The sequence below is a fragment of the uncultured Roseibium sp. genome, from assembly GCF_947499295.1.
GTDB lineage: Bacteria > Pseudomonadota > Alphaproteobacteria > Rhizobiales > Stappiaceae > Roseibium.
Genome location: NZ_CANMNP010000007.1, coordinates 142,774 through 163,470, shown reverse-complemented (window position 1 = coordinate 163,470; position 20,697 = coordinate 142,774). Strand labels below are relative to the sequence as shown.

23 protein-coding genes are annotated in these 20,697 nt (G+C 53.8%); 17 read left to right on the top strand and 6 right to left on the bottom strand.

Annotated elements, in window-relative coordinates:
* The first annotated feature begins 11 nt into the window (after positions 1-11).
* From Q0835_RS13225 to Q0835_RS13190, 8 genes are all read left to right on the top strand, one after another.
* Complete coding sequence (locus Q0835_RS13225) at positions 12-287, top strand: TRAP transporter small permease subunit (protein WP_298961871.1); 276 nt, start codon at positions 12-14, stop codon at positions 285-287.
* A gap of 22 nt (positions 288-309) precedes the next feature.
* Entirely contained in the window at positions 310-693 is a 384-nt protein-coding gene (locus Q0835_RS13220) for a cupin domain-containing protein (RefSeq protein WP_298961868.1), read from the top strand.
* Positions 694-917: 224 nt separating this feature from the next.
* Entirely contained in the window at positions 918-1,823 is a 906-nt protein-coding gene (locus tag Q0835_RS13215) for a hypothetical protein (protein WP_298961866.1), read from the top strand.
* Positions 1,824-1,915: 92 nt separating this feature from the next.
* Positions 1,916-2,605, top strand: a complete 690-nt coding sequence (locus Q0835_RS13210) for an SDR family NAD(P)-dependent oxidoreductase (protein WP_298961864.1) — start codon at positions 1,916-1,918, stop codon at positions 2,603-2,605.
* 64 nt (positions 2,606-2,669) lie between these two features.
* Positions 2,670-3,299: a GNAT family N-acetyltransferase gene (locus tag Q0835_RS13205; RefSeq protein ID WP_298961862.1), complete on the top strand. Its 630-nt coding sequence runs from the start codon at positions 2,670-2,672 to the stop codon at positions 3,297-3,299.
* 12 nt (positions 3,300-3,311) lie between these two features.
* Positions 3,312-3,716, top strand: a complete 405-nt coding sequence (locus Q0835_RS13200) for an ACT domain-containing protein (protein ID WP_298820335.1) — start codon at positions 3,312-3,314, stop codon at positions 3,714-3,716.
* Positions 3,717-3,832: 116 nt separating this feature from the next.
* Positions 3,833-4,687, top strand: a complete 855-nt coding sequence (locus Q0835_RS13195; RefSeq protein WP_298961860.1) for an adenylate/guanylate cyclase domain-containing protein — start codon at positions 3,833-3,835, stop codon at positions 4,685-4,687.
* 186 nt (positions 4,688-4,873) lie between these two features.
* Positions 4,874-5,488 carry an ATP-dependent Clp protease proteolytic subunit gene (locus tag Q0835_RS13190; protein ID WP_298820339.1) on the top strand — a complete coding sequence of 205 codons (615 nt, stop codon included), beginning with the start codon at positions 4,874-4,876 and terminating at the stop codon, positions 5,486-5,488.
* Between the two features lie 72 nt (positions 5,489-5,560).
* Here the strand turns inward: Q0835_RS13190 and Q0835_RS13185 are convergent, their stop codons facing one another.
* Positions 5,561-5,965 (bottom strand): Clp protease ClpP, encoded by a 405-nt coding sequence (locus Q0835_RS13185; RefSeq protein ID WP_298820341.1) that lies wholly within the window; start codon positions 5,963-5,965, stop codon positions 5,561-5,563.
* 486 nt (positions 5,966-6,451) lie between these two features.
* Here Q0835_RS13185 and Q0835_RS13180 point away from each other — a divergent pair, with 486 nt between their 5' ends.
* Together Q0835_RS13180 and Q0835_RS13175 are read left to right on the top strand one after the other, a co-directional pair.
* Complete coding sequence (locus Q0835_RS13180) at positions 6,452-7,249, top strand: YdcF family protein (RefSeq protein WP_298961858.1); 798 nt, start codon at positions 6,452-6,454, stop codon at positions 7,247-7,249.
* Between the two features lie 113 nt (positions 7,250-7,362).
* Entirely contained in the window at positions 7,363-8,610 is a 1,248-nt protein-coding gene (locus Q0835_RS13175) for an adenylate/guanylate cyclase domain-containing protein (RefSeq protein ID WP_298820345.1), read from the top strand.
* Here the strand turns inward: Q0835_RS13175 and Q0835_RS13170 are convergent.
* From Q0835_RS13170 to Q0835_RS13160, 3 genes are all read right to left on the bottom strand, one after another.
* Complete coding sequence (locus tag Q0835_RS13170) at positions 8,529-9,302, bottom strand: DUF599 domain-containing protein (protein ID WP_298961856.1); 774 nt, start codon at positions 9,300-9,302, stop codon at positions 8,529-8,531. The two genes, Q0835_RS13175 and Q0835_RS13170, sit on opposite strands and share 82 nt — an antisense overlap.
* Before the next feature lie 403 nt (positions 9,303-9,705).
* Positions 9,706-10,257, bottom strand: coding sequence for a hypothetical protein (locus Q0835_RS13165; protein WP_298961852.1), 552 nt, complete (start codon positions 10,255-10,257; stop codon positions 9,706-9,708).
* Between the two features lie 107 nt (positions 10,258-10,364).
* Positions 10,365-11,249 (bottom strand): SDR family oxidoreductase, encoded by an 885-nt coding sequence (locus Q0835_RS13160; protein WP_298820351.1) that lies wholly within the window; start codon positions 11,247-11,249, stop codon positions 10,365-10,367.
* 121 nt (positions 11,250-11,370) lie between these two features.
* Here Q0835_RS13160 and Q0835_RS13155 point away from each other — a divergent pair, with 121 nt between their 5' ends.
* Positions 11,371-11,805, top strand: coding sequence for a DUF1489 family protein (locus tag Q0835_RS13155; protein ID WP_298961849.1), 435 nt, complete (start codon positions 11,371-11,373; stop codon positions 11,803-11,805).
* Between the two features lie 8 nt (positions 11,806-11,813).
* Here Q0835_RS13155 and Q0835_RS13150 read toward each other — a convergent pair whose 3' ends face one another.
* A complete protein-coding gene (locus Q0835_RS13150; protein WP_298961846.1) occupies positions 11,814-12,434 on the bottom strand; it encodes a TetR/AcrR family transcriptional regulator in 621 nt (206 codons plus the stop codon).
* Positions 12,435-12,515: 81 nt separating this feature from the next.
* Between Q0835_RS13150 and Q0835_RS13145 the strand changes: the two genes are divergently transcribed.
* The 3 genes from Q0835_RS13145 (at position 12,516) to Q0835_RS13135 (ending at position 14,842) form a co-directional block, all read left to right on the top strand.
* Positions 12,516-13,136 carry a DUF2306 domain-containing protein gene (locus Q0835_RS13145; RefSeq protein ID WP_298961843.1) on the top strand — a complete coding sequence of 207 codons (621 nt, stop codon included), beginning with the start codon at positions 12,516-12,518 and terminating at the stop codon, positions 13,134-13,136.
* 126 nt (positions 13,137-13,262) lie between these two features.
* A complete protein-coding gene (locus Q0835_RS13140) occupies positions 13,263-14,000 on the top strand; it encodes a VWA domain-containing protein (protein WP_298820358.1) in 738 nt (245 codons plus the stop codon).
* Between the two features lie 134 nt (positions 14,001-14,134).
* Positions 14,135-14,842 carry a DnaJ domain-containing protein gene (locus tag Q0835_RS13135; RefSeq protein WP_298961841.1) on the top strand — a complete coding sequence of 236 codons (708 nt, stop codon included), beginning with the start codon at positions 14,135-14,137 and terminating at the stop codon, positions 14,840-14,842.
* A gap of 17 nt (positions 14,843-14,859) precedes the next feature.
* Here the strand turns inward: Q0835_RS13135 and Q0835_RS13130 are convergent, their stop codons facing one another.
* The gene (locus Q0835_RS13130; protein WP_298961839.1) at positions 14,860-16,524 is read right to left on the bottom strand and encodes a serine hydrolase; all 1,665 of its coding nucleotides are present in this window, start codon (positions 16,522-16,524) and stop codon (positions 14,860-14,862) included.
* Between the two features lie 587 nt (positions 16,525-17,111).
* On the opposite strand from Q0835_RS13130, the gene Q0835_RS13125 reads away from it, so the two are divergent.
* From Q0835_RS13125 to clpA, 3 genes are all read left to right on the top strand, one after another.
* Positions 17,112-17,444 (top strand): phasin family protein, encoded by a 333-nt coding sequence (locus Q0835_RS13125; RefSeq protein ID WP_298820362.1) that lies wholly within the window; start codon positions 17,112-17,114, stop codon positions 17,442-17,444.
* Between the two features lie 406 nt (positions 17,445-17,850).
* On the top strand, positions 17,851-18,183 hold the full coding sequence (gene clpS, locus Q0835_RS13120; protein ID WP_298820602.1) for an ATP-dependent Clp protease adapter ClpS: 333 nt from the start codon (positions 17,851-17,853) through the stop codon (positions 18,181-18,183).
* Between the two features lie 12 nt (positions 18,184-18,195).
* Positions 18,196-20,649: an ATP-dependent Clp protease ATP-binding subunit ClpA gene (gene clpA, locus Q0835_RS13115; RefSeq protein WP_298961837.1), complete on the top strand. Its 2,454-nt coding sequence runs from the start codon at positions 18,196-18,198 to the stop codon at positions 20,647-20,649.
* Positions 20,650-20,697: the final 48 nt, after the last annotated feature.

Here is a 20,697-nt window from a genome sequence, read left to right as displayed (position 1 = left end):
GAGGGGCTGAGATGAGCCTATTGCACAACATGAACCGGGCCACAAAAGACCTGGCCAATGCCTGCCTGTGGATTGCAGCGCTCTTGATCGGGCTGGCCGTTTTCGTGGTTCTGGTGATAGCGCGTTACGGCTTTAATGCTTCCCAAGCGGCCCTCTGCGAGCTGCAATGGCACTTCGTCGGCGCCGCGATCCTGTTCGCGATCGTCAGCTGCATCGACGAGGATAGCCATGTGCGGATCGACAACGTCTATGCACGGTTTTCTAACCGGCTGCAGCGAACGACCTAAGTCTTCGCCAAGGAGTGGATCAGTGAAATACACCAGGTTGCCGGAGACGGCGGATGCCAAATCTCCTGCTGGAGCCGATATCCGCTTTATCATGGATGGACCGACTGGCAACATGATCCACTCGACGGTCCCTGCCGGTCAAATCAACAGGGCAACCCAGCACAAGACCGTCAGCGAATTCTGGCACGTTTTGGAAGGGCAGGGGCAGATTTGGCGCAAATCCGGTTCAACCGAAATCATTGTTGACCTGGAACCGGGCGTGTCGATTGATATTCCGGCCGGGACTGCCTTTCAATATCGCGCGACTGGTACGGCTCCGCTGAAATTCATTTGTATCTCGATGCCACCCTGGCCGGGAGACGATGAAGCAGAATATGTCGAAGGGGCATGGCAGCCCACGGTTTGAGGACATAGAGTGCGCGAGGATTATCAGTCGGGCACGCTTTTTAATTTTGGCACAGGTTGTTTTGTCCAGCAGACTTAACGAGCAGTTGGTCCACCCGAAGGCGGGCTTAACTTCAACGGTGTAGCGGCCAATGCGTTGATAATCGTTATGATTGCATTTTTTTAATTCAGTTTCTTTTAATTGAATTTCGCGTATGGGTAGCATCTCAATTGCAGGGGTGCACTATGGATCGATTACTACGCTACAGCCTCGACCTATTTGCGGGTCTGATTGGGTGCGTTTTGGGCCTGATTTTGTTGTTTCAGGGAATGTCGAAACTGATTCAGGGCGTTGTAATGTATTTGACGCTCTCAGGAATTGGAGCGGATCCGCGGGCTGAGTTGGTTGGCAAAATCATCGAAAAGTCCGATCTCCAGCTACCAGGTCCGGGCGTTTTCGCATTGTTCCTTCTCATGTTCGTGGGGCAAGTCGTTGCAGGTGGTGGGCTTCTATTCTTTGGCGGCAGGGGAATTTACAGAAGAATTTCAATAGGTTTTCCAACCGAGGAAGAAGGGAAAGCAAATACACTTGTCGGAAAATTGGCTTCAATAGGCGTGTTTCTCTTCGGAATTGGTATTGCCGGAGCAGGTTTGGTTGGTGGCACGGGCAACATGCAAAAAAAGATTCCGATAGTATTCTGGGGAGTAGAGGTAACTGGCAAGATCGACAGTCTCGTCAAAGCGCAAGATTCTGCTTCAATGAGAACACCAAGCTATCTTGCAACGATCTCATTTCCTGGGCCGGATGGCGAAATACTTACAAGAACAGAGCGTGTCTCGTATACGACTTATACAATTTTGAGACGCAGTAACGAAGTTGATCTCAAGTATGATCCGGCAAATCCGGAAACATTTAAATTGAAGCAATTTGTTGCCAGTCCACTCGAATACATCTGGTATTTTGTCTGGCGCATTGCATTTGTCTATGTCGGTGTTTGCGGCATACAGAGAAATCTGAGGCCTGGAGGCCCAACATTGCCTAGACTGCAAATAGCTGCAGGGCGAACTTCAACAGCCATAAACAGCCACTCCCAAAACATTGCTCAACGGAGCTACAGCAAACCAACGCAGTTTGGACGGCGAGGTGTCTAATACGGTGCTTGGTCACAGGTTCTGAACCTTGAGACAAATCCTTCTGCGGTTTTTTTTCGTAGGTCTTTTGGAAGAAAATCGAGAGGCCAGAAATGAAACAGGTTGCTGTTGTCATCGGATCAAGAGGAGGGATCGGTTCAGCGCTCCAAACGAAACTTCGCGACGGGCAGCAATTTGATACTGTCCTCGGCTTAAACCGAGCGGACACGCCAAAACTGGATCTGTTGAACGAAGCATCCATCAAGTCTGCAGCCGGTTGGGTGAAGGACCTGAAAGGTGAAATTCGTCTTGTGGTCGACGCAACCGGTGGCTTGACGGTGTCCGGAAGTCGACCTGAAAAGAGCCTGCGAGAAATCGATCCTGTGCATCTGGCGGAAGCCTATGCGATCAATGCTATTGGCCCTGCTCTTCTCATGAAGCATTTTTTGCCTCTCCTGCCGCGGCAGGGGCGATCCGTATTTGCCACTTTATCGGCCCGCGTCGGCTCTATTGGTGACAATCAACTTGGTGGTTGGTACGCCTATCGGGCTTCAAAAGCGGCGCTTAATCAACTCGTCAAAACGGCAGCGATTGAAATGTCGCGCAAGGCACCGGACGCCATATGCGTTGCCTTGCATCCAGGTACAGTAAAAACGCCATTGACCGACAGTTTTGCGAAGTCGGGTCTCGACGTTCAAACTCCGCATGAAGCCGCAGTGAAGATCCTGACAGTCTTGAGAACACTTGAACCTCGGGCAAATGGAGGTTTCTTTGACCACAAGGGCGAGAGAATTCCCTGGTAGACCGCTGGTTTTCGAGCATCGACCCAATTGAAATCAAAAAAACTATGAACATTGCGGGGGACACGTGTTCCATGCTCTTCTTGCGACCCAACCGGTTGCAATCGAGATGCTCAACGACATGGAATTTCGCCCGCTCACCCCTGATCGCTGGGACGACCTCGTCGACTTATTCGGACCGGAAAGGGGCGCAAATTCCGGATGCTGGTGCATGTGGCCGCTTTTAAGAGCAAAAGACTGGCAGGCCATGGCCCGAGAAGAACGCCGGGATGCATTCCACAACAGGGTGTCGATTGGATCTGAACCCGGGTTGCTGGGATATCACGACAAACCGGCGATCTGCTGGGTCGCGGTGGGACCTCGCGAAAATTATGTTCGATTCCAGATGAGCCGAACAACGCGTCCTTTGGAAGAGGACACGCGGGACCAAATTCGAAAAACATATGCATTGACGTGTTTTTTTGTTCGAAAGGGTTTTCGGAACAGCAGTTTGATGTGGCAACTCATCAAGGCAGCGTCCATCCATGCCAAAAGCAAGGGAGCCCACTATCTGGATGCCTGCCCGATAGAGACTGACAAGCCTTTGCAATGGGGTGAGGGGTTTGTTGGAATTGCGTCCGTGTTCCGCCGCTGTGGTTTTGAAGAGGTCGCTCGCCGTAGCCCTCGCCGGCCTTTGATGCGGCTTCGTTTAACTTGAACTGGAGGCAGTATGCCGGGTGAAACTGATTTGAGCGCGCTTATTTCTCATATGCGTCCGATGCTTGATCCCGAACATTATGTGTTCTGCACGTTTGAAACCATGGCAGCCGGAGATCTTGCGCAGTATGAGCCAATTGGGCTCTTTTCCGAAACGGAAGGAATGACGGCGATTCTTCCCGTTGAACGCGCCCGCGAGCTGGGCTTGGCCGATGCAGAGTGGTACCGCAGGATCACGCTGACGGTCCATTCCTCGCTGGAGGCTGTTGGCCTGACAGCTGCAGTTGCTGCTGCATTGGCAGAAAAAGCAATACCGGCCAATGTTGTTGCCGCCTTTTTCCATGATCATGTTTTTGTCCCGGCGGAGCGCGCTCAAGATGCATTGGAAGTCTTGAGGAACCTTGCTGACGGCGATTAGGTAGCGGCAGTGTTGGTTGCGGCCAATGGCCTGCCAATTGGCACCTGAGTGGATTTGCCCTTGCAATTTGGTTCTGGGCTTACCATTCCTAAGCTTGAGCAATCAGGGGTAAAATGATGCAACGGGTGAAGCGGCGTCTGGCGGCAATCATGTGCGCAGACGTTGCACAATATTCGAAGCTGATGGCGCGTGACGAAGACGGCACGTTGGATCGGCTGAAGGCCTATAGGTCTGTAATGTCCTCTATGACAGGGCGTCACAACGGCCGGATCGTTAATACCTGGGGCGATGCCGTCATCATTGAGTTCACCTCGGTCCTGGAAGCCGTTCAATGCGCGGTCGACATCCAGAACGAACTTTTGCACCGCAATTCCGAACTTCCCGACTTGAACAAAATGGAATTCAGAATCGGCATCAATCTCGGTGATATCATGGTCGAGGGCGATGACATCTATGGGGACGGAGTGAATGTCGCTGCGCGCCTTCAGGAAATTGCGCCAACAGGCGGGATCATGTTGTCGCAGTCGGTTTACGATCAGGTCAAAACGAAAATGGCGCTTGGCTTCGAGCCGCTTGGGCCGCAACAGGTCAAGAATGTCGCTGACCCTGTTGAAACCTATTCCGTACGAATGGGAGGCCGGAACACACCGCAGGAAAGCACTGCGACCCAAAATGAAGATGGGGCCGACATGCCCGGTTCAACATCGGACAGACCGAATTGGGATAAGGATACGCAAGCCGTTGCCAACGGCTTTGAGCAGGCGCGGCGCTGGTTGCGCGCGCAGCCGCGAAAGGTGCGCAGTTGCGTGTTCATGATCGGTTTTTTCTTCGTCCTCAATCTTCTGACGTCAGGGTTGTCCACACTATGGTTCGTCTGGCCTTCCTTGCCGTTTGCGGTCATGCTTGTCTGGCACTTCGTTGTCGGACGTAGGGAAAAGGCGATTGACAGCCAACTTCCTCCTGGAGACTGAGGCACTGATCTGGTCAGGCGTTGCCTTTCTGATAACTCTTTTCACGTTATTGAGGATCACATCATTTGCGAGTGCCCCAGACTTCGCATACACATGACTGAATGCCGGGATGATGGACTTTCAGCCATCGTCCGTTGAAAACGCCGGTTCAATCGGCCCAACAGCCAAGGGAGCTTAATCCTGCGCATGAAAAACTATTCGACCACGGTGCCTGCACGCCTCGACGATGATGACGAGGACAAAGCCAAAAGCCAGCAGTCGATCCAAGTCGACAAGCATCTGTTCGAAGCGCGCACAGTTCTGATCACCGGTGCGGTGACACAGGAAATGGCCCGCGACGTCTGTTCCCGTTTGCTTGCCCTTGCGCAGGTCTCAAACGATCCGATCACGGTAATTGTTTCTTCGCCTGGCGGTCACGTTGAGTCCGGCGACATGATCCATGACACCATCAAGTTTGTTGCGCCTGAAGTGCGGATTCTTGGAATGGGCTGGGTCGCCAGCGCGGGTGCATTGATTTACGTATCCGTGCCGAAGGACAAGCGGTTTTGTACCCCGAACACACGCTTTCTCTTGCATCAACCGTCCGGCGGTGCCGGCGGCATGGCAACGGATATCGAGATCCAGGCCAAGGAAATCATCAAGATGCGTGACCGGTTGAACAAGATCTTCGCCGATGCGACCGGTCAACCGATCGAACGGATCGAAAAGGACACGGATCGCGACTACTGGATGAGCCCGGAAGAAGGCATTGAGTATGGTCTTGTCGGAAAAGTCGTGACCAGCGTTGACGAACTGGGCTGATCGAAGCCTAAAAGAGACTGTCACAGAACGCCGGTGGTTGGTTCCACCGGCGTTTTGTTTTGTGGGGGGACCTTAGGCGCTCAGCGTTTCCGGTTCGACTGAGTAAACCAGTACCGGAGCAACAGGTTTCGGGCTGAGAACTTGCGGACGTAAGCGGTCCAGCAGTCTCCGAAACTCTGTTTCGTCTCCGGTGCCGGCTCGACCGCCAAAGAATGCGCTGACCAAGTGATCGACAAAACGCGCATACAGGTCGGAACAAGTGCAAATTGGTGACAGTAACTCACATACCGGCTTTCCATCATAGAACGGCGCGCCGCCTGACAGGAAAATCAGGAATTCAGTCAGGTCATCGGAACGCTCGAACTCTTCGCGGAAACCGGAGAGATCGAAGCATTCATCCTGTTCCAGACGCTGCTTCAGACGTGGCATGGCCTGCATGACTGCCTTGCGTCCACCAAGTTTCATATAGAGTGTCATCTGGCTATCCTCGATTAAGCCTTCGAAACGATGCCTAGAGATTGCCGCATTTGATTTCAAAACCCTGTGACTCCGATCACGATTATTCCCTTTGCAAAAATTCCGATGAAATTCTGCATGGCTGTATTGTCCATTGTCGGAAGTGAATATCGGCAAACGGGCTCATAGCGGGGCGCAGAATGTCGGGTTTGTATGTCAGTCTTTTTACAATTCAAACGCCATCACAAGCTTTGTACCCAGCTGTGAGTTGCCGCGGTTAAAAGCGGCAAACCGTGATGGCCGAGTTCCATAGTTCGATGAATTCTGCAGTCTATTTCCAGCCATAACTGCCATTTACTCTTGTGATGAATGTGAACACTTTTGGGCAGTTTCGTTGCACGGGCGTTCAGCTATCTGTCGCCATCCGAGCGAGGCACTCGGCAAGCCTTGACTTGTTGGACGATGCTGGTCGTTGTTCTTTAAGAAAATGATTTCCTTGGGGGGCGGATGTTCTTCTACATTTCAAAAATTGGTCAGTTTTTCATTCAACCTTCGAACTTCCTGATTGCTCTGGTTCTGTTTGGCCTGCTGCTGATGGCTTTCACCAGCCGCAAACGTATCGCAAAGCTGATGACCTGGGCCGGGCTTGCTGGACTTGTCATTTGTGGATTTTCTCCAGCAGCAAACTGGTTGATCCAACCACTGGAGGACCGTTTTCCTCGTCCTGCAGACATCAGCGGATTTGACGGCATTATCGTTCTTGGCGGCGCTGTCGATACTGTCGTGACCGGTGTTCGCGGAGACACAGCTTTGACCATGTCGGCCGAGCGCATAACGATTACTGCGCGGCTGGCAAGGATGCTGCCCGACGCAATTGTCGTCCACACTGGCGGACAGGGCGTCATTATTTCTTCGCAGGCGACGGAGGCGGAGGGGGCCGGCCGGCTTTTCGCCGATTTTGGTATTTCACCGGAGCGCGTTGTGCTGGAGGACGAGTCACGGAACACCTGGGAAAATGCCACCTTGAGCAAGGAGATCGTGGATCCGCAGCCGGGACAAAGGTGGCTGCTCGTTACCTCCGCCTATCATATGCCCAGGTCCATGGGTGTCTTTGAGAAGGCAGGGTGGACAGGGCTGACGGCTTATCCTGTGGACTATCGAACCAGGGGGGAAGTGGACAGAGGACTGGGATTCGATGGCGCGTCAAAGGGGCTGCGTCGATTCGACATAGCGTTTAGGGAATGGCTCGGATTAGCTATCTATTGGGTGATCGGGCGAAGCACGGAATTTTTCCCGAAGCCCTGAAGACGGCAAATCACTTTTAACTTACATCTCAATTTTGGGTTCAACCTCTTTTACAGACGGTTGCGTCGCACCATATATTGAGCGAACTCAGGGAATTGAAAGGACGTGGGCTGATGGTCCTCGAAGCGCCGATCGTCGCGGCAGACGTTGTACAGTGGCTCTACAGCGACGCTTCGCATTTGAATGATACTTTGGAAATCGTTTCAGAGCTTGCTGAACGCCTGCGCCGCGGCAAAGTGCCGGTCGACAGGGCGACAACGGGCATCTGGGTCGTGCACCCGAACGTGCGCGCAGAAGCATCCATTTGGGCAAGTGACGGGACGCGGGAGCTCAGGCTCTATACGTCTGACAACAGTTCGGAAGAGGATTACGAAGCCAGTCCGATCAAGCGTGTCCACGAAACGAGTGCTGCAGTGCGTGTCCGGATCGAGAAAGAACCTTCGATTGTGGAGGAGTTCCCGGTCACGGTTGAATTGCGGGATGAAGGCTACACCGACTACATAGCGCTGCCGCTGCCCTTTTCGGATGGCTCCGTAAAGGTTGCTACCTTCGCAACCAAGGCGCCTGGCGGGTTCGTCAGTTCTCACATAGGTGTTTTTGAATCGCTTGTGCGGCCACTGGCACTGGTCTGTGAGCTTAAAACCCTGAAAAGGACTGCGGAAACTGTTCTGGAGACTTACGTTGGTCCACGAGCCGGATCGCGGGTTCTTGATGGTACGACACGCCGCGGTGAAGGCGAATGGATCAAGGCCGTTGTGAGCTTTGCCGATATTCGCGGGTTCACCAGGATGTCCAACACATTGCCTGCCGACAAGGTCATCTTGTTCCTGAACAAGTATTTCGGCGCGATGACGGCAGCTGTGGAGGCCCATGGTGGCGAAGTGCTGAAGTTTATCGGCGACGAAGTGATGGCCATTTTTCCGTATGAAACGGATGGTGAGGCACGTGACGCAGCCAAGCGGGCGTTGCTTGCTGCACGGGAGACACTGCAGCGGATCGAAACGATCAACAGTGCCAGAACGTGCGCTACGACCCCGGATATGAGCGTCGGGATTGCGTTGCATGCCGGCGATGTCTTCTATGGCAATGTCGGCAGTGAAACGCGGCTCGATTTCACCGTGGTGGGACCGGTTGTGAACCTGGCTGCGCGTATCGCCGAACTGGCGAAGGACCTTGAGCGTCAAGTCCTGGTCTCCGACGCACTTTCCGACATCATGGGATGCCGTTCTGGTCTTTATGGGCGGTATCAGGTGAAGGGATTCGATGATCCGGTATCGGTCTATTCTCCGGATTTGACGGGTGATCCGAGGTTTGGATATTGCCCTGAAAACACGGCTGAGCGGGCTCTGGAAGCAAACTGACGTCGTGTGAGCACGATCAGCACTGCAAGCGTGGCCCCTGCGAAAACGTAGGGGCCAGCAAACCAGCCAAGAAATCCGATTGCAAAGAAAAACGCGCGTTGACCTCGGTTGAAATGGCGTCCGGCGAGTACATTCAGTTCGCCGGCCTGCATAGCCATCTTTCGTACCGTTTTGTCTTCAGCCTGCCCCAGGTCCGGAACGGCACCCATAATGATGCTTGCATAGTTGAACAGCCGGTACGCCCAGCCAAATTTGAAGAAGGCATAGGCGAAAATCAGCATCAGGCCGAGAACCTTTATTTCCCATAAGGCGCGACTGTCTGCGCCTGGTATTGCCAGATCTCCGGCGACTTGGAGTATCCTTTCCGTAGCGTCGAGAAGTGCAAAACAGCCCCCCATTGAAAGAAGAGCGGTTGAGGCAAAAAAGGCAGTGCCTTGCTGAAGGCCCGCCATGATGGAGGTGTCCATGATGCGGACTTCGCGCATGCACATGGAGATCATCCAGCCACGTCGAAAGTCGTCCATCGCATTTGACAGGGTTATTTGTCTTAAAGGACTGACATCAATCAATAAATTAAAACCGAACCAGGCAAAGAGAAACCAGGCGGCAGCGGCGATATCAATATTTGAGAGGGCCTGCATCACGAACCTTTTGACGATGCCGGTGGGTGAACTCCGGCTTCGAATTGTCATAACAGAGTTTATACAACAGCACTAAGGAACACTGTGGGAAACCGTAAGGTGCTGAAAAATTGAAAGGATTTAAGCTCTGCAAAAAAGCGATACCAGTTGCTCCTTTTTTGCGCTTGCGAAAGGGTAAGGGATCGTTTACCTCATCGCCCCAATGGCGCCACATTTGAGGTCGGTGGGACCCGGCGCCGAATAACAAAGTGTAGGGATTTGATGGACGAAAACGTGCAGAAATCTTGTTGGAGCGTCACTCTTTGGACTGTCGCTGTCGTTGGCGTCGCGTTGACGATGGTTCTTTTGTTCAATGATGTGGAAAGTGCCAAACAAGCCGTCGCTGTTGCTCAATAAGAACAGCTGGACGTGTTCAGAACAAAGGCGCAGCCGGGAGCTGCGCCTTATTGTGTTTCTAGCCGGCAATACCCGCACGACGCCTATCAGCTGATCCTGACGATACCGGGCGATTGGACGGCCCGGAGTTCTTTCTAAATTCCATTTGACGCACCACGATCTGGTCCGCCGGCCGGCTGACCAAAAATCCGGTATATGCGTTTTGCCGAAGTGGCAGCAGCACCATTTGCACTGAACCTGCACCTGGCCAGGCCAGGCTAGCGCCCCATACGGGTATGTTTTGCGGCGTTTCCTCGCCCAGAAGCGCTTGAATATCGATGCCATGGAGCAAATTTGTCCCGCTTGCATCCCATTCTATCGATGCAAGGCCTTCTTCGATCCGGAATAGATGCAGCTGTGTGCCGCCGATCGTCACACTCAGGCCGCCTTCAATCGCTGCAATTTCGGCAATGCCGGTATTTCGGTCGACGCCAATCGTCCTGCGTACGTCGCCCTCCTGAACAAATCCGGCCGTATTGCGGACTTCAAATGCGCCGAGTGGCCAATCGCCGGCAGCAAGTGAAGCCGTCAATTGAAGAAACGCAAAAATTGCGAAAAATGACCTGATCAAAGCGAAGCCCCAAGTTGCCCTTGGTTTCAATTTAAGGTGGGAAACTTTAGAAAGTCTTTGTTCGAATTGAGAAAATCCTTACCGCAGCCTTGTGGAATTGCCAGTGTTCATTTTGACAGGGCAACGACCAGGTCTTCGATGGTGGAGTGCTCGGGCTGCCATCCGGTTGTGCGACGGGCGTGATTGACGTCCACTTTCTGCGACAGCGCGTAACCCGCGCTCCAATCGGTTTCCGGATCAGTCTCTTCGGGGGCGGGTGTTGTGTCGATTTCCAACGGTGCGCCGTGCCTTGCGGAAATGTGCGATGCAAGGTGCCCGACTGAAATACCGTCAATGCAGCTGGCAATCAGGGACATTCTGAAACGGGTCTGTTGCAATATGCGCGCGTAAAAGTCTGCAAGATCGTTGACTTCGACCAGTGGCCAGAGCGTATCGCGCGTCGCTCTTGTTTTGAATGCATGGCCCTTCTTCAGGGCATCGGTCATTTCTGCGATGGGTCCGAATTCCCGGCTGCACACCAGTGCCGGATGAACCACCGCAAGGTTCATGTCTGTGCCGTGTGACAGGGTTCTGATTGTCTCGGTCATGTAGCGAAAGGCGGGCAGAGGTGAAAACGGAGTCTTTTCCGTAATCACGTTCCGCGCAGTCGTTTGCGGAAACAGCCAGACCCCGCCGGTGTAGATCACCTTGAGTGGTTGTTGACGATGTTGCGCGGCCTTCTTCAGTGCCAGCATGGATTGCCTGTCGACACGGCCCATGTCGGCAGAAAATGTCGCGCCGGTGTGGACAACGGCGTCACAGGCAGCAGCACGGCTCACCCAACTATCGGGAGAGCGAAGGTCTCCGGGGTAGGCATTGGCGCCCAGAGCACGGAGTTTTTCAGCCGACGCGTCGGATCTGGCGAGGCCGACAATCCGTGCGTTCTCGTCGAGAAGTCGCTTTAGAACCGCTGAACCGATGCTACCGGTTCCGCCTGTGAGAAACACTTCCATGGGACTATGAGACCCCCGTTAAGCGTTAACCGCAAGCGTTACGTCACTCTTGCTGTGCAAAATCCACCGCCGTTTCCAGAAGTCAGCTTGACGGAACCGGCAGGCCTGCTAGGTCAAGTCTATGACCTTGCATCTTGTTAAATTGTGTGTGGGAGCAGACAGCGCAGAATCTCTTCAGGCCTGGATTGATTTTCGCGTTGAACAGGCGCGCCTTGCTGGTGTGGAAGAGGTGACGACACACACAACCCGCATGGTTCCGACCCGCAAGGATGAGCTGCTGGACGGCGGGTCGCTCTACTGGGTCATCAAGGGGAAGATCCAGGCGCGGCAACACCTATTGGACATTCGCCCGTTTACCGATGAAGCGGGTATAAAACGATGCGATCTTGTGCTGGAACCCCGTTTGATATTGACCCAATACCGACCCAGGCGACCGTTCCAGGGCTGGCGGTACCTAAAAGTGGATGAAGCCCCCGGTGATATCCGGCTTGCGGGCGAGGCAGTGGCCATGCCGGATGCGATGCGCCGCGACCTGACCGAGCTTTGTCTCCTTTAACGGCGGGCTTACTCGCGGGTTTTGTCGGCGGACTGGGCGGCCAGCGCATTCCGCAAGTGTGAAAGCAGTGCGTCAAGATCAGGCCAGCCGCGACCCAGCTTCGGGTTGTCCTTCTTTCGGGTCATGGCCAAATGGGCGTAGCCGTGAACGAGTGACCAGACAAGGATCTCGGTTTCTTCAATTTCTGAGCCTGGAGGAACCAAAGGTGCGCACGTTTCTCGCAAGATACCGTATGCCTCTGAAGAGGCCACGCAGAAGTCTTGGTCGTTCTCGTTGAATTTCTGCCCTGAAAAGATGAACAGAAACAATTCAGGATGCCCCGCTGCATAATCCAGATAGCCGTGACAGATCGCGCTGAGGCGTTCAAAAGGGGCCGGGCCTGCCTTGTCTCGTCTTGCAAGCATGGCATTGCAAAAGAGCCGATACCCTCTGGCGGCGATGGCCGTTGAGAGCCCCATCAGGTTTTTGAAATGATAGCCTGGTGCCGCATGAGAGACGCCCGCCATCGCAGCGCATTCCCTCAGTGACAAACCATCAGGTCCCCGGTCTCTCAACAGTTGGACGCCGGCATCAACCAGTTTGGTTCGAAGCGTGCCGTCCCTAGGGCGGCTTTTGGGAGCATTCATCATGAAGGTTTCATCCGTGATTGGCTTGACACTGTCAAGTTCGATCTTATCTTGACATTGTCAAGTTATGAGGAGAGAGGCGAGATGGAACGGATTTCAAGGCTTGCGGGCAGCTCAGGGTTTTGGCTGGCCACGATAACTTCGGTCTTGGTTGCTGTCGTGTCTTATCGCTTCATACCCTTGGGTGTTCAGCAGGGAATGGAGTTCGTTGCCCATAACCTAAGCGGCAACGCCCTTGCACTTTATGCACACATCGGGGTTGCACCGATTGCGCTCGCCCTGATGCCGTTTCAATTCATGTCTGGCGTGCGGCGACGCTGGCCAGCTCTGCACCGTTGGAGTGGCCGGGTCTACGTGGCAGCCATCCTGGTGTCAGGTCTTGCAGGTCTTCAGCTTGCATTCCACACAACCACAGGAGCCTTTGCCACACTTGGGTTTGCCTTGTTGGCATTCATTTGGCTCGGAACGACAGGTGCGGCCTTCTATTACGCGGTGTCCCGTCAGATCGAGCGGCACAGACGCTGGATGCTTCGGTCGGCGGCACTGACCTTTGCCGCTGTCACTTTAAGGGTTTATCTGGGGTCTTCTATGGCCTTGGGTGCAGACTTTGCCATTGCTTACCCCATCATAAGCTGGGCGTGCTGGGTGCCGAACGCGGTCTTGGTGGAGCTCTATCTTCGCCGGGTGCACTCCTTGAAACTTTGAACCACGTAAACAGGCTCGACAAGAATACCGCCTGCGGCACTCAACTCCCTTGAGCACCTGAACTTGCCAAAGTCATCCAAGCGCTCCAAGTTGATTGTCAGAGACAGCCACTAGGACGAGGCAAGCATGGGTAAGACCGACGAACGCATGAAGGAAGCGCTTGTCCGGCAAAAATCAGAACTTCCGTCAGCGGATGCCGATGTCTCGGCGTTTCTGGAAAAGGCGCGAAACATCAAGCCGCAACCGGGGAGTGACGGCCGTTTGATTTTTGCGCTTGATGCCACAATGAGCCGGCAACCGACCTGGGACCAGGCCTGTCATATTCAAGCCGAAATGTTTCAGGAAGCCGGGAGCATTGGCGGGCTGAACATCAAGCTTGTCTATTTTCGGGGCTTCGGCGAATGCCGGGCGTCGCGATGGTTCGATTCCAGCGACGATTTGGCTCGTGCGATGAGCCGAATATCATGTCAGGGCGGACGCACACAAATCCGCAAGGTTCTGACGGCCGCACTTGAAGCGGCCGACAGGGAAAAGATTGCAGCATTGGTCTATGTAGGAGACTGCATGGAAGAAGATGTCGACCTGCTCTGCGACAAGGCGGGCCAACTGGGATTGCTTGGGGTGCCGATGTTCTTGTTTCAGGAAGGCCGCGATTCGGTAGCGGAAAGAGCTTTCCGGGAAATGGCGCGCCTGACAAAGGGGGCCTATTGTCCATTTGATGCAGGAGCGGCGCGACAATTAGCGGAGCTTTTGAAGGCGGTCGCTGTATTTGCCAGTGGCGGCCGATCGGCCCTACAAGCGCTGGAAAGAAAGGGCGGGCAGGGAGCGCGGTTGCTTTTGCAGCAGCTTCCGCCAAAGTCGTGACATGAAGCCGCAAGAAGCCTGATAACGACGTTCCTTCAAAAGTGCTTTGGAAAGCCCCATTTTGATGGCAGGAAGTTCGTGGCGGTGTGGAGCCGCTCGATGTTGTTTTTGTCAATCCAGTCCCAAGGGACCGAATGTTCTACCTTCTGATCGGAATTGTTCTTCTTGTCGCCGTTTTGACGCTTGCCAGGCAATTTGTGCACGCCAACCCGGCCGCGCTCGCCAGGCAACTGCGTACTTTCGCCGGTGTCTTCATGATTGCACTTGCCGGGTTTTTCGCAGTCACGGGGCGCTTCGCGTTTGCGCTACCGGCTTTTGGTCTTGGCGTGATGTTGCTTCGACAACATGTTTTTCCGGGCCTATCTGGTGGCTACAAGCCACAGAAGTCATCCGGGCAGAGATCCCGTGTGCGGACGGCAATGGTTGAAATGGAACTGGATCATGACAGCGGGGCCATGACCGGGACCATATTGGCCGGCGGCTTTCAGGGCCGCGGGCTTGACGAACTCAACGAGCAAGAACTTGAAGCATTCTGGCGCGAAGCTGGCCAGGATGAGCAAAGCCAGAAGCTAGTCGAAGCTTATCTCGACCGCCGGCTTGCCGGATGGCGTGAACACTTCCAGACGGATGGAACAGAGCGGCAGGGAAGCTCGCCGGGCGCGGGCCCCATGACAGATGAGGAGGCCTACCAGATCCTGGGGCTTACGCCCGAAGCCGGGGACGCGGAAATTCGAGCCGCGCATCGCAGGCTTATGATGCGGGTTCATCCCGACCAGGGAGGTTCCGGTTTCCTCGCGGCGAAAATCAACGAGGCTAAAGACACGCTTCTCAGAAGACATTGACGGCATCCGTTACGCGGTTACTGATAGATGGCGAAGCAAGCATATTTTGCTTTTTTGAGTGTTCTGCAGGCCCTTTTGGCTGCAGATTTGTTGTCGAAGCCGACAAACCTTGCTCGGTAGAGGGTCTGTCCGCCGGAATCGACCGGTTCGGTATAGGGTGAGCGGCCACGCAGGGCGCTACCGGTTTTGGCCTTGGCGTTCTTCAGCATACGGATTGCCTGGCCTTCGGTTTCTGTTGCTGCAATCTGGACCTGCCAGCCCGGCTCGATATCCTTGCTGTCGCTGGTCGCCACAGTGACCGTATCGTCGGCTGTTTCAGGCTCGATCGGCGCCAAAGCTGCTATCCTGGTGGCCGGCTGTTGCGCGACTGCCTGCTTTGCACTGATCGTCGCGACGGGCACCGTATTCAGTTGGATTGTTTCAACTTGAACGGACCGGGTCGCGGGAGCATTCGAAAGAGCCAGTTGCTGTTGCGACGTTCCGCCGGAACGGGCTTGAGCGGCCTGAAGCAGTGCAGTTTTCGAGATGGAATTCGTGCTCAACGAACCGTCCGGGCTTTCCGGCGGGATGGGTGGCAGCGCAGTTGCAACCGCAAAGGTACTGTCGAAACGCTGCTTCACAAGGCGCGGCGGCAATGGCACAGCTTCACCAAAACCTGGAACGGTGGCCGGCTGCGGGGCAGGGACGACGCCAGCCTGTTTGGGCGCAGAAAATGCCAGTACCATCGGAGCACCGCTTGCAGGTTCAGGTTTGCTGCCGGGTTTTGAATTCGGCAATGGCGGGTTTTTCAAGTTTGCTGCAACGAATGTCGGCTGAACATTGCTCTTTGCGATTGCCGGCACGGTTTTTGGTCCGCGGCTGGCTTTGCGAAGGTAACGGCTGATGAGGTTGGTCATATGGGCGTTTCTGGATTTTCCAGACCTGCCGCCCATGACAACTGCCACTATGTGGCGTCCGTCGCGATTAACGGAAGTGACCAGATTGAAGCCGGACGCGCGAATGTAGCCCGTCTTGATGCCATCTACGCCCTTGACCCGACCGAGCAGCTTGTTGTGGTTGCCGTAGGTACGGCCTTTGTACTTGTAAGAGCGGGTTTTGAAGTACCCGTAATACTGCGGAAAGCGCTCCTGAATTGCCCGTCCAAGCCGCGCCATGTCTCTTGCAGTTGTCCGTTGCTTGGAGTTTGGCAGACCGTGGGGATTGCGGAAGGTCGTTTTGGACATGCCGAGCTGACGCGCAGTCCTGGTCATGCGTTCCGCAAACCTTTTCTCAGAACCGCCGATATTTTCCGCTACGACTGTTGCAACATCATTAGCTGACTTGGTTACGAGCGCCAGGATGGCATCCTTGACCCTGATCGTACGACCTGCCTTGACGCCTATCTTCGAAGGTGGCCGGCCGGCGGCATACTTGGAAACGGTCAATTTGGAATCAAGTGAAAGCCGACCAGCCTCAAGCTCTTCAAAGACCACGTAAAGGGTCATGATCTTTGTCAGCGAAGCTGGAAAGCGATAGGCGTCTGCCGAAGATGCGTAAAGGGTCTTGCCGGTTTTTGCGTCGACAACGATGCCAGCATATTTCGGGTTGGCTATCGCTATAGACGGAACGCTCAGCAAGAGAGCGCCTAGGACCAAAATCTTGCCTGCACGGGCAACCATTCTCGCATTGCGAAAAAAACGCATACCAAACACAATAACTATCCCATTCAGGGTCACGCGGTCAGTGTTTGAAGTTGCCTGGACTGGATCTTGAACCCCCGTGCGATTCAATCCGGCTACCCCGTCGACTACGTGTGTATTTGATGGAAACACGGTTACGAATGTGTAAATAGTTTGCGCAAAAAACACTTAAAAAATTTGATTTTGAATAGAGTTAATCAATGGTTAATTACGATCTTTCTTGATGTTTCTATTGCGGTTTAAGTTAACAAGTGAGAATAGCAAGAATATTTTCTTAAAAATGTCTTTCTTTTTTGTGGGATGTTGTTGCATATTGGAATTTATAGAGAAATAACTTGAAATGCCTTTGGGGCATTCCTGGAGATCGAGTTTTTATTCAATTGCTATTTTCACCTCATCGGGCACGTGCCTTTTGGTTTTATCGCATTGTTAATTTCTCGTAATGGTTGTTGTTGCGGTGCAAAATCACCTTGACACTTTTTGTGCAGTGCATTATGTGATGTTCATTAGGTAACGCGATTAGCGCACCGGCTGCCGAATGGAGCAACCACGAGGCCACAAAGACCGGTTCGCCGGATGAGGGCAGTTAGATGATGAATAACTTAGATGAGATCCAGAAGATGAGCAAAGACAACATGGATATGGCCATGGAGTCGTTCGGCACGATGAGCAAAGGCATGCAGGCAATCGCAGCCGAAGTTGCTGACTATCAGAAAAAGTCCTTTGATGAAGGCACTGCTGCAGTCGAGAAGCTCGTTTCTTCCAAGTCTCTGGATAAAGCTTTTGAAGCTCAGGCTGACTACGCCAAGAGCGCTTACGAAGGCTTCGTCGGTGAGATGACCAAGCTCGGTGAAATGTTCACCGACATGTCCAAAGACGCTTACAAGCCTTACGAAGGCGTGATGAGCAAATTGGCCAAGTAATTACCAATTTCTGCCTCTTCGAGGCAATGAATTGATCGAAACCCGGCTTATCTGAGCCGGGTTTTTTCGTATATGCACAGTTTTGCCCAGTCCTTTGCCGGTGTTGAACACATCGTCTTCACGGATTGGAAATGCGCTACCTCCCCATCTTTTAATCTCTTTTGAGAGACCTACATTCAGCATCACCGGCTGCACTTTATGCCGATTTGTGCAGTTCACCGGTTTGTTGATGAAATCGACCATTGCGCAAGGGCGGCTTGCGCGGCAGGATTACCGTAGAAGCAAAGTGACCGTGAACTCTTTTCAAAGTGGCGGTCCAGGTTACGGGCAGGCTTTCCAGGGTTAGTCAATGCCCGCTAGTATGAAATGAGTGATGGCCGGAGTGAATAAGGCGATAGACTGGGCAATGTCGGCAGGCTCTGATTATGACAATGACGGTGACGACGCCGGAACAGTCGTTGTCACCCGGACAAAAACAGTTACCAAGCGGCCAAATCTGTATCGTGTGCTGCTGCTGAATGATGACTACACGCCGATGGAGTTCGTCATTCACGTTGTGGAGAACTTCTTCCAAAAAAACCGCGAAGAGGCGACTCGCATCATGCTTCATGTTCACCACCACGGCGTCGGAGAATGCGGGATATTTTCTTACGAAGTCGCGGAAACAAAAGTGACACAGGTGATGGATTTTGCGCGTAAGCACCAACATCCCTTGCAATGCGTCATGGAAAAAAAGTGAGGACCAACGCACGTGCCTTCCTTCTCACGCAGTCTTGAAAAAGCCCTTCACCAGGCTCTGGCATTCGCGAACGAGCGCCAGCAGGAATATGCGACGCTCGAGCATCTCCTTCTGGCGTTGCTCGATGACCAGGATGCTGCGGCCGTCATGCGGGCCTGCAATGTCGACCTGGATACGATTCGCAGGAACCTCCTGGAATATATCGAAACTGAATTGGACAATCTCGTTACTGACAGTGACGATGATTCCAAACCGTCCGCTGGTTTTCAGAGGGTCATTCAGCGTGCCGTGATACACGTGCAGTCTTCTGGACGCGAAGAAGTCACGGGCGCAAATGTGTTGGTCGCAATATTTGCGGAACGGGAAAGCCACGCGGCTTATTTCCTGCAAGATCAGGATATGACGCGTTACGATGCGGTGAATTATATCTCACATGGTATCGCGAAACGCCCCGGAATGTCCGAAGCCAGACCTGTGGAAGGCGCGGAAGAAGAAGATGTGTTGCCGGGCGCGGAAACGGACAAGAAATCGAGCCAGAAAACCGATGCGCTTGAAGCTTATTGCGTCAATCTCAATGACAAGGCAACCGGTGGCAAAATCGATCCGCTGATAGGACGAGACAGCGAAATTCAACGCACGATCCAGATATTGTGCCGGCGATCCAAGAACAATCCGCTGTTTGTGGGAGATCCCGGTGTAGGCAAAACCGCGATCGCGGAAGGATTGGCCCATCGTATCGTCAATGGTGATGTGCCCGATGTTCTTAAGGACGCGACTATCTTTTCACTGGATATGGGCTCGCTTCTTGCCGGAACGCGCTATCGCGGCGATTTCGAAGAACGCCTGAAGCAAGTGGTCAAGGAAATCGAGGATTATCCGGGCGCCGTCATGTTCATTGACGAAATCCATACGGTGATTGGGGCAGGTGCCACATCCGGAGGGGCCATGGATGCGTCCAACCTTCTCAAGCCGGCACTCGCATCCGGGGCGATCCGTTGCATTGGGTCAACGACCTATAAGGAGTATCGCCAGTTCTTCGAAAAGGACAGGGCACTTGTGCGGCGGTTCCAGAAGATCGATGTCAACGAACCGTCGATACCCGACGCAATCGATATTCTTAGGGGTTTGAAGCCTTATTTCGAGGATTTCCATAAGGTTCGCTACACCAACGATGCCATCAAGACGGCTGTTGAGCTTTCAGCAAAATACATCTCCGATCGCAAGCTTCCTGATAAGGCCATCGATGTTCTGGACGAGACAGGCGCGTCTCAAATGCTCGTGCCGGAAGCGCGGCGGCGCAAAACCATTGGTGTGAAGGAAATCGAAAACACCATCGCCACAATGGCAAGGATCCCGCCAAAGTCCGTTTCCAAGGATGATGCTGAAGTTCTTGAGAATCTCGGCAAGGACCTGAAACGTGTCGTCTATGGGCAGGATGATGCGATTGAAACCCTGGCTTCGGCGATCAAACTGGCTAGAGCGGGGCTTCGCGAACCGGACAAACCGATCGGAAGTTACTTGTTCTCCGGACCGACGGGTGTCGGCAAAACGGAAGTCGCTCGACAACTGGCATCATCGCTTGGGGTTGAGCTGATCCGTTTCGATATGTCGGAGTATATGGAACGGCATACGGTTTCCCGTTTGATCGGTGCACCGCCAGGCTATGTCGGTTTCGATCAGGGCGGTCTGCTGACCGATGGCGTCGATCAGCATCCGCATTGCGTGCTGCTGCTGGATGAGATCGAGAAAGCCCACCCGGATCTTTTCAACATTCTGCTGCAGGTCATGGACCACGGCAAATTGACCGACCACAATGGCAAACAGGTCGATTTCCGCAATGTCATCTTGATCATGACGACGAATGCGGGTGCCGCGGACATGGCCAAGATGCCTGTCGGCTTCAATCGCGTGAAGCGAGAAGGAGATGACACTGAGGCGATCAACAAGCTGTTCACGCCTGAGTTCCGAAATCGCCTGGACGCGATCATACCGTTTGGCAACTTGCCGATCGAGGTCGTCCACAAAGTCGTCGAAAAGTTCGTCATGCAGCTGGAAGTCCAGCTCGCAGATCGCAACGTGACGTTCGAGTTGACAGACGAGGCCGTGAAATGGCTGGCGACTAAAGGATATGACGACCGGATGGGAGCTCGACCTCTGGGTCGAATTATTCAGGAGCATATCAAACGACCGCTCGCCGATGAGGTGCTGTTCGGCAAATTGAAAAAAGGCGGCATGGTCAAAGTGTCGGTATCGGAAGACGGCAAGGGTCTGCTCCTTGAAAGCGTCGAGGAGCGAGCGACACCGCCGAAGACCAAAGCCAAGACCGAGCCCAAGCCGCGCCCTAAGCGCAAGCGCAAAGCTCCGGCCAAATCGGCGGGAACCAGCAAGGACAGCAAGGCGTCGTCGTCCGGCAAAGGTGGTTCTTCGAAGAAGAGCCTGGTGCCCAAGGTGCCGTTGGCGGACTGATCAACTTTTCCAAGCTTGAAGAGCCCCGGCAACTGCTGGGGCTCTCTT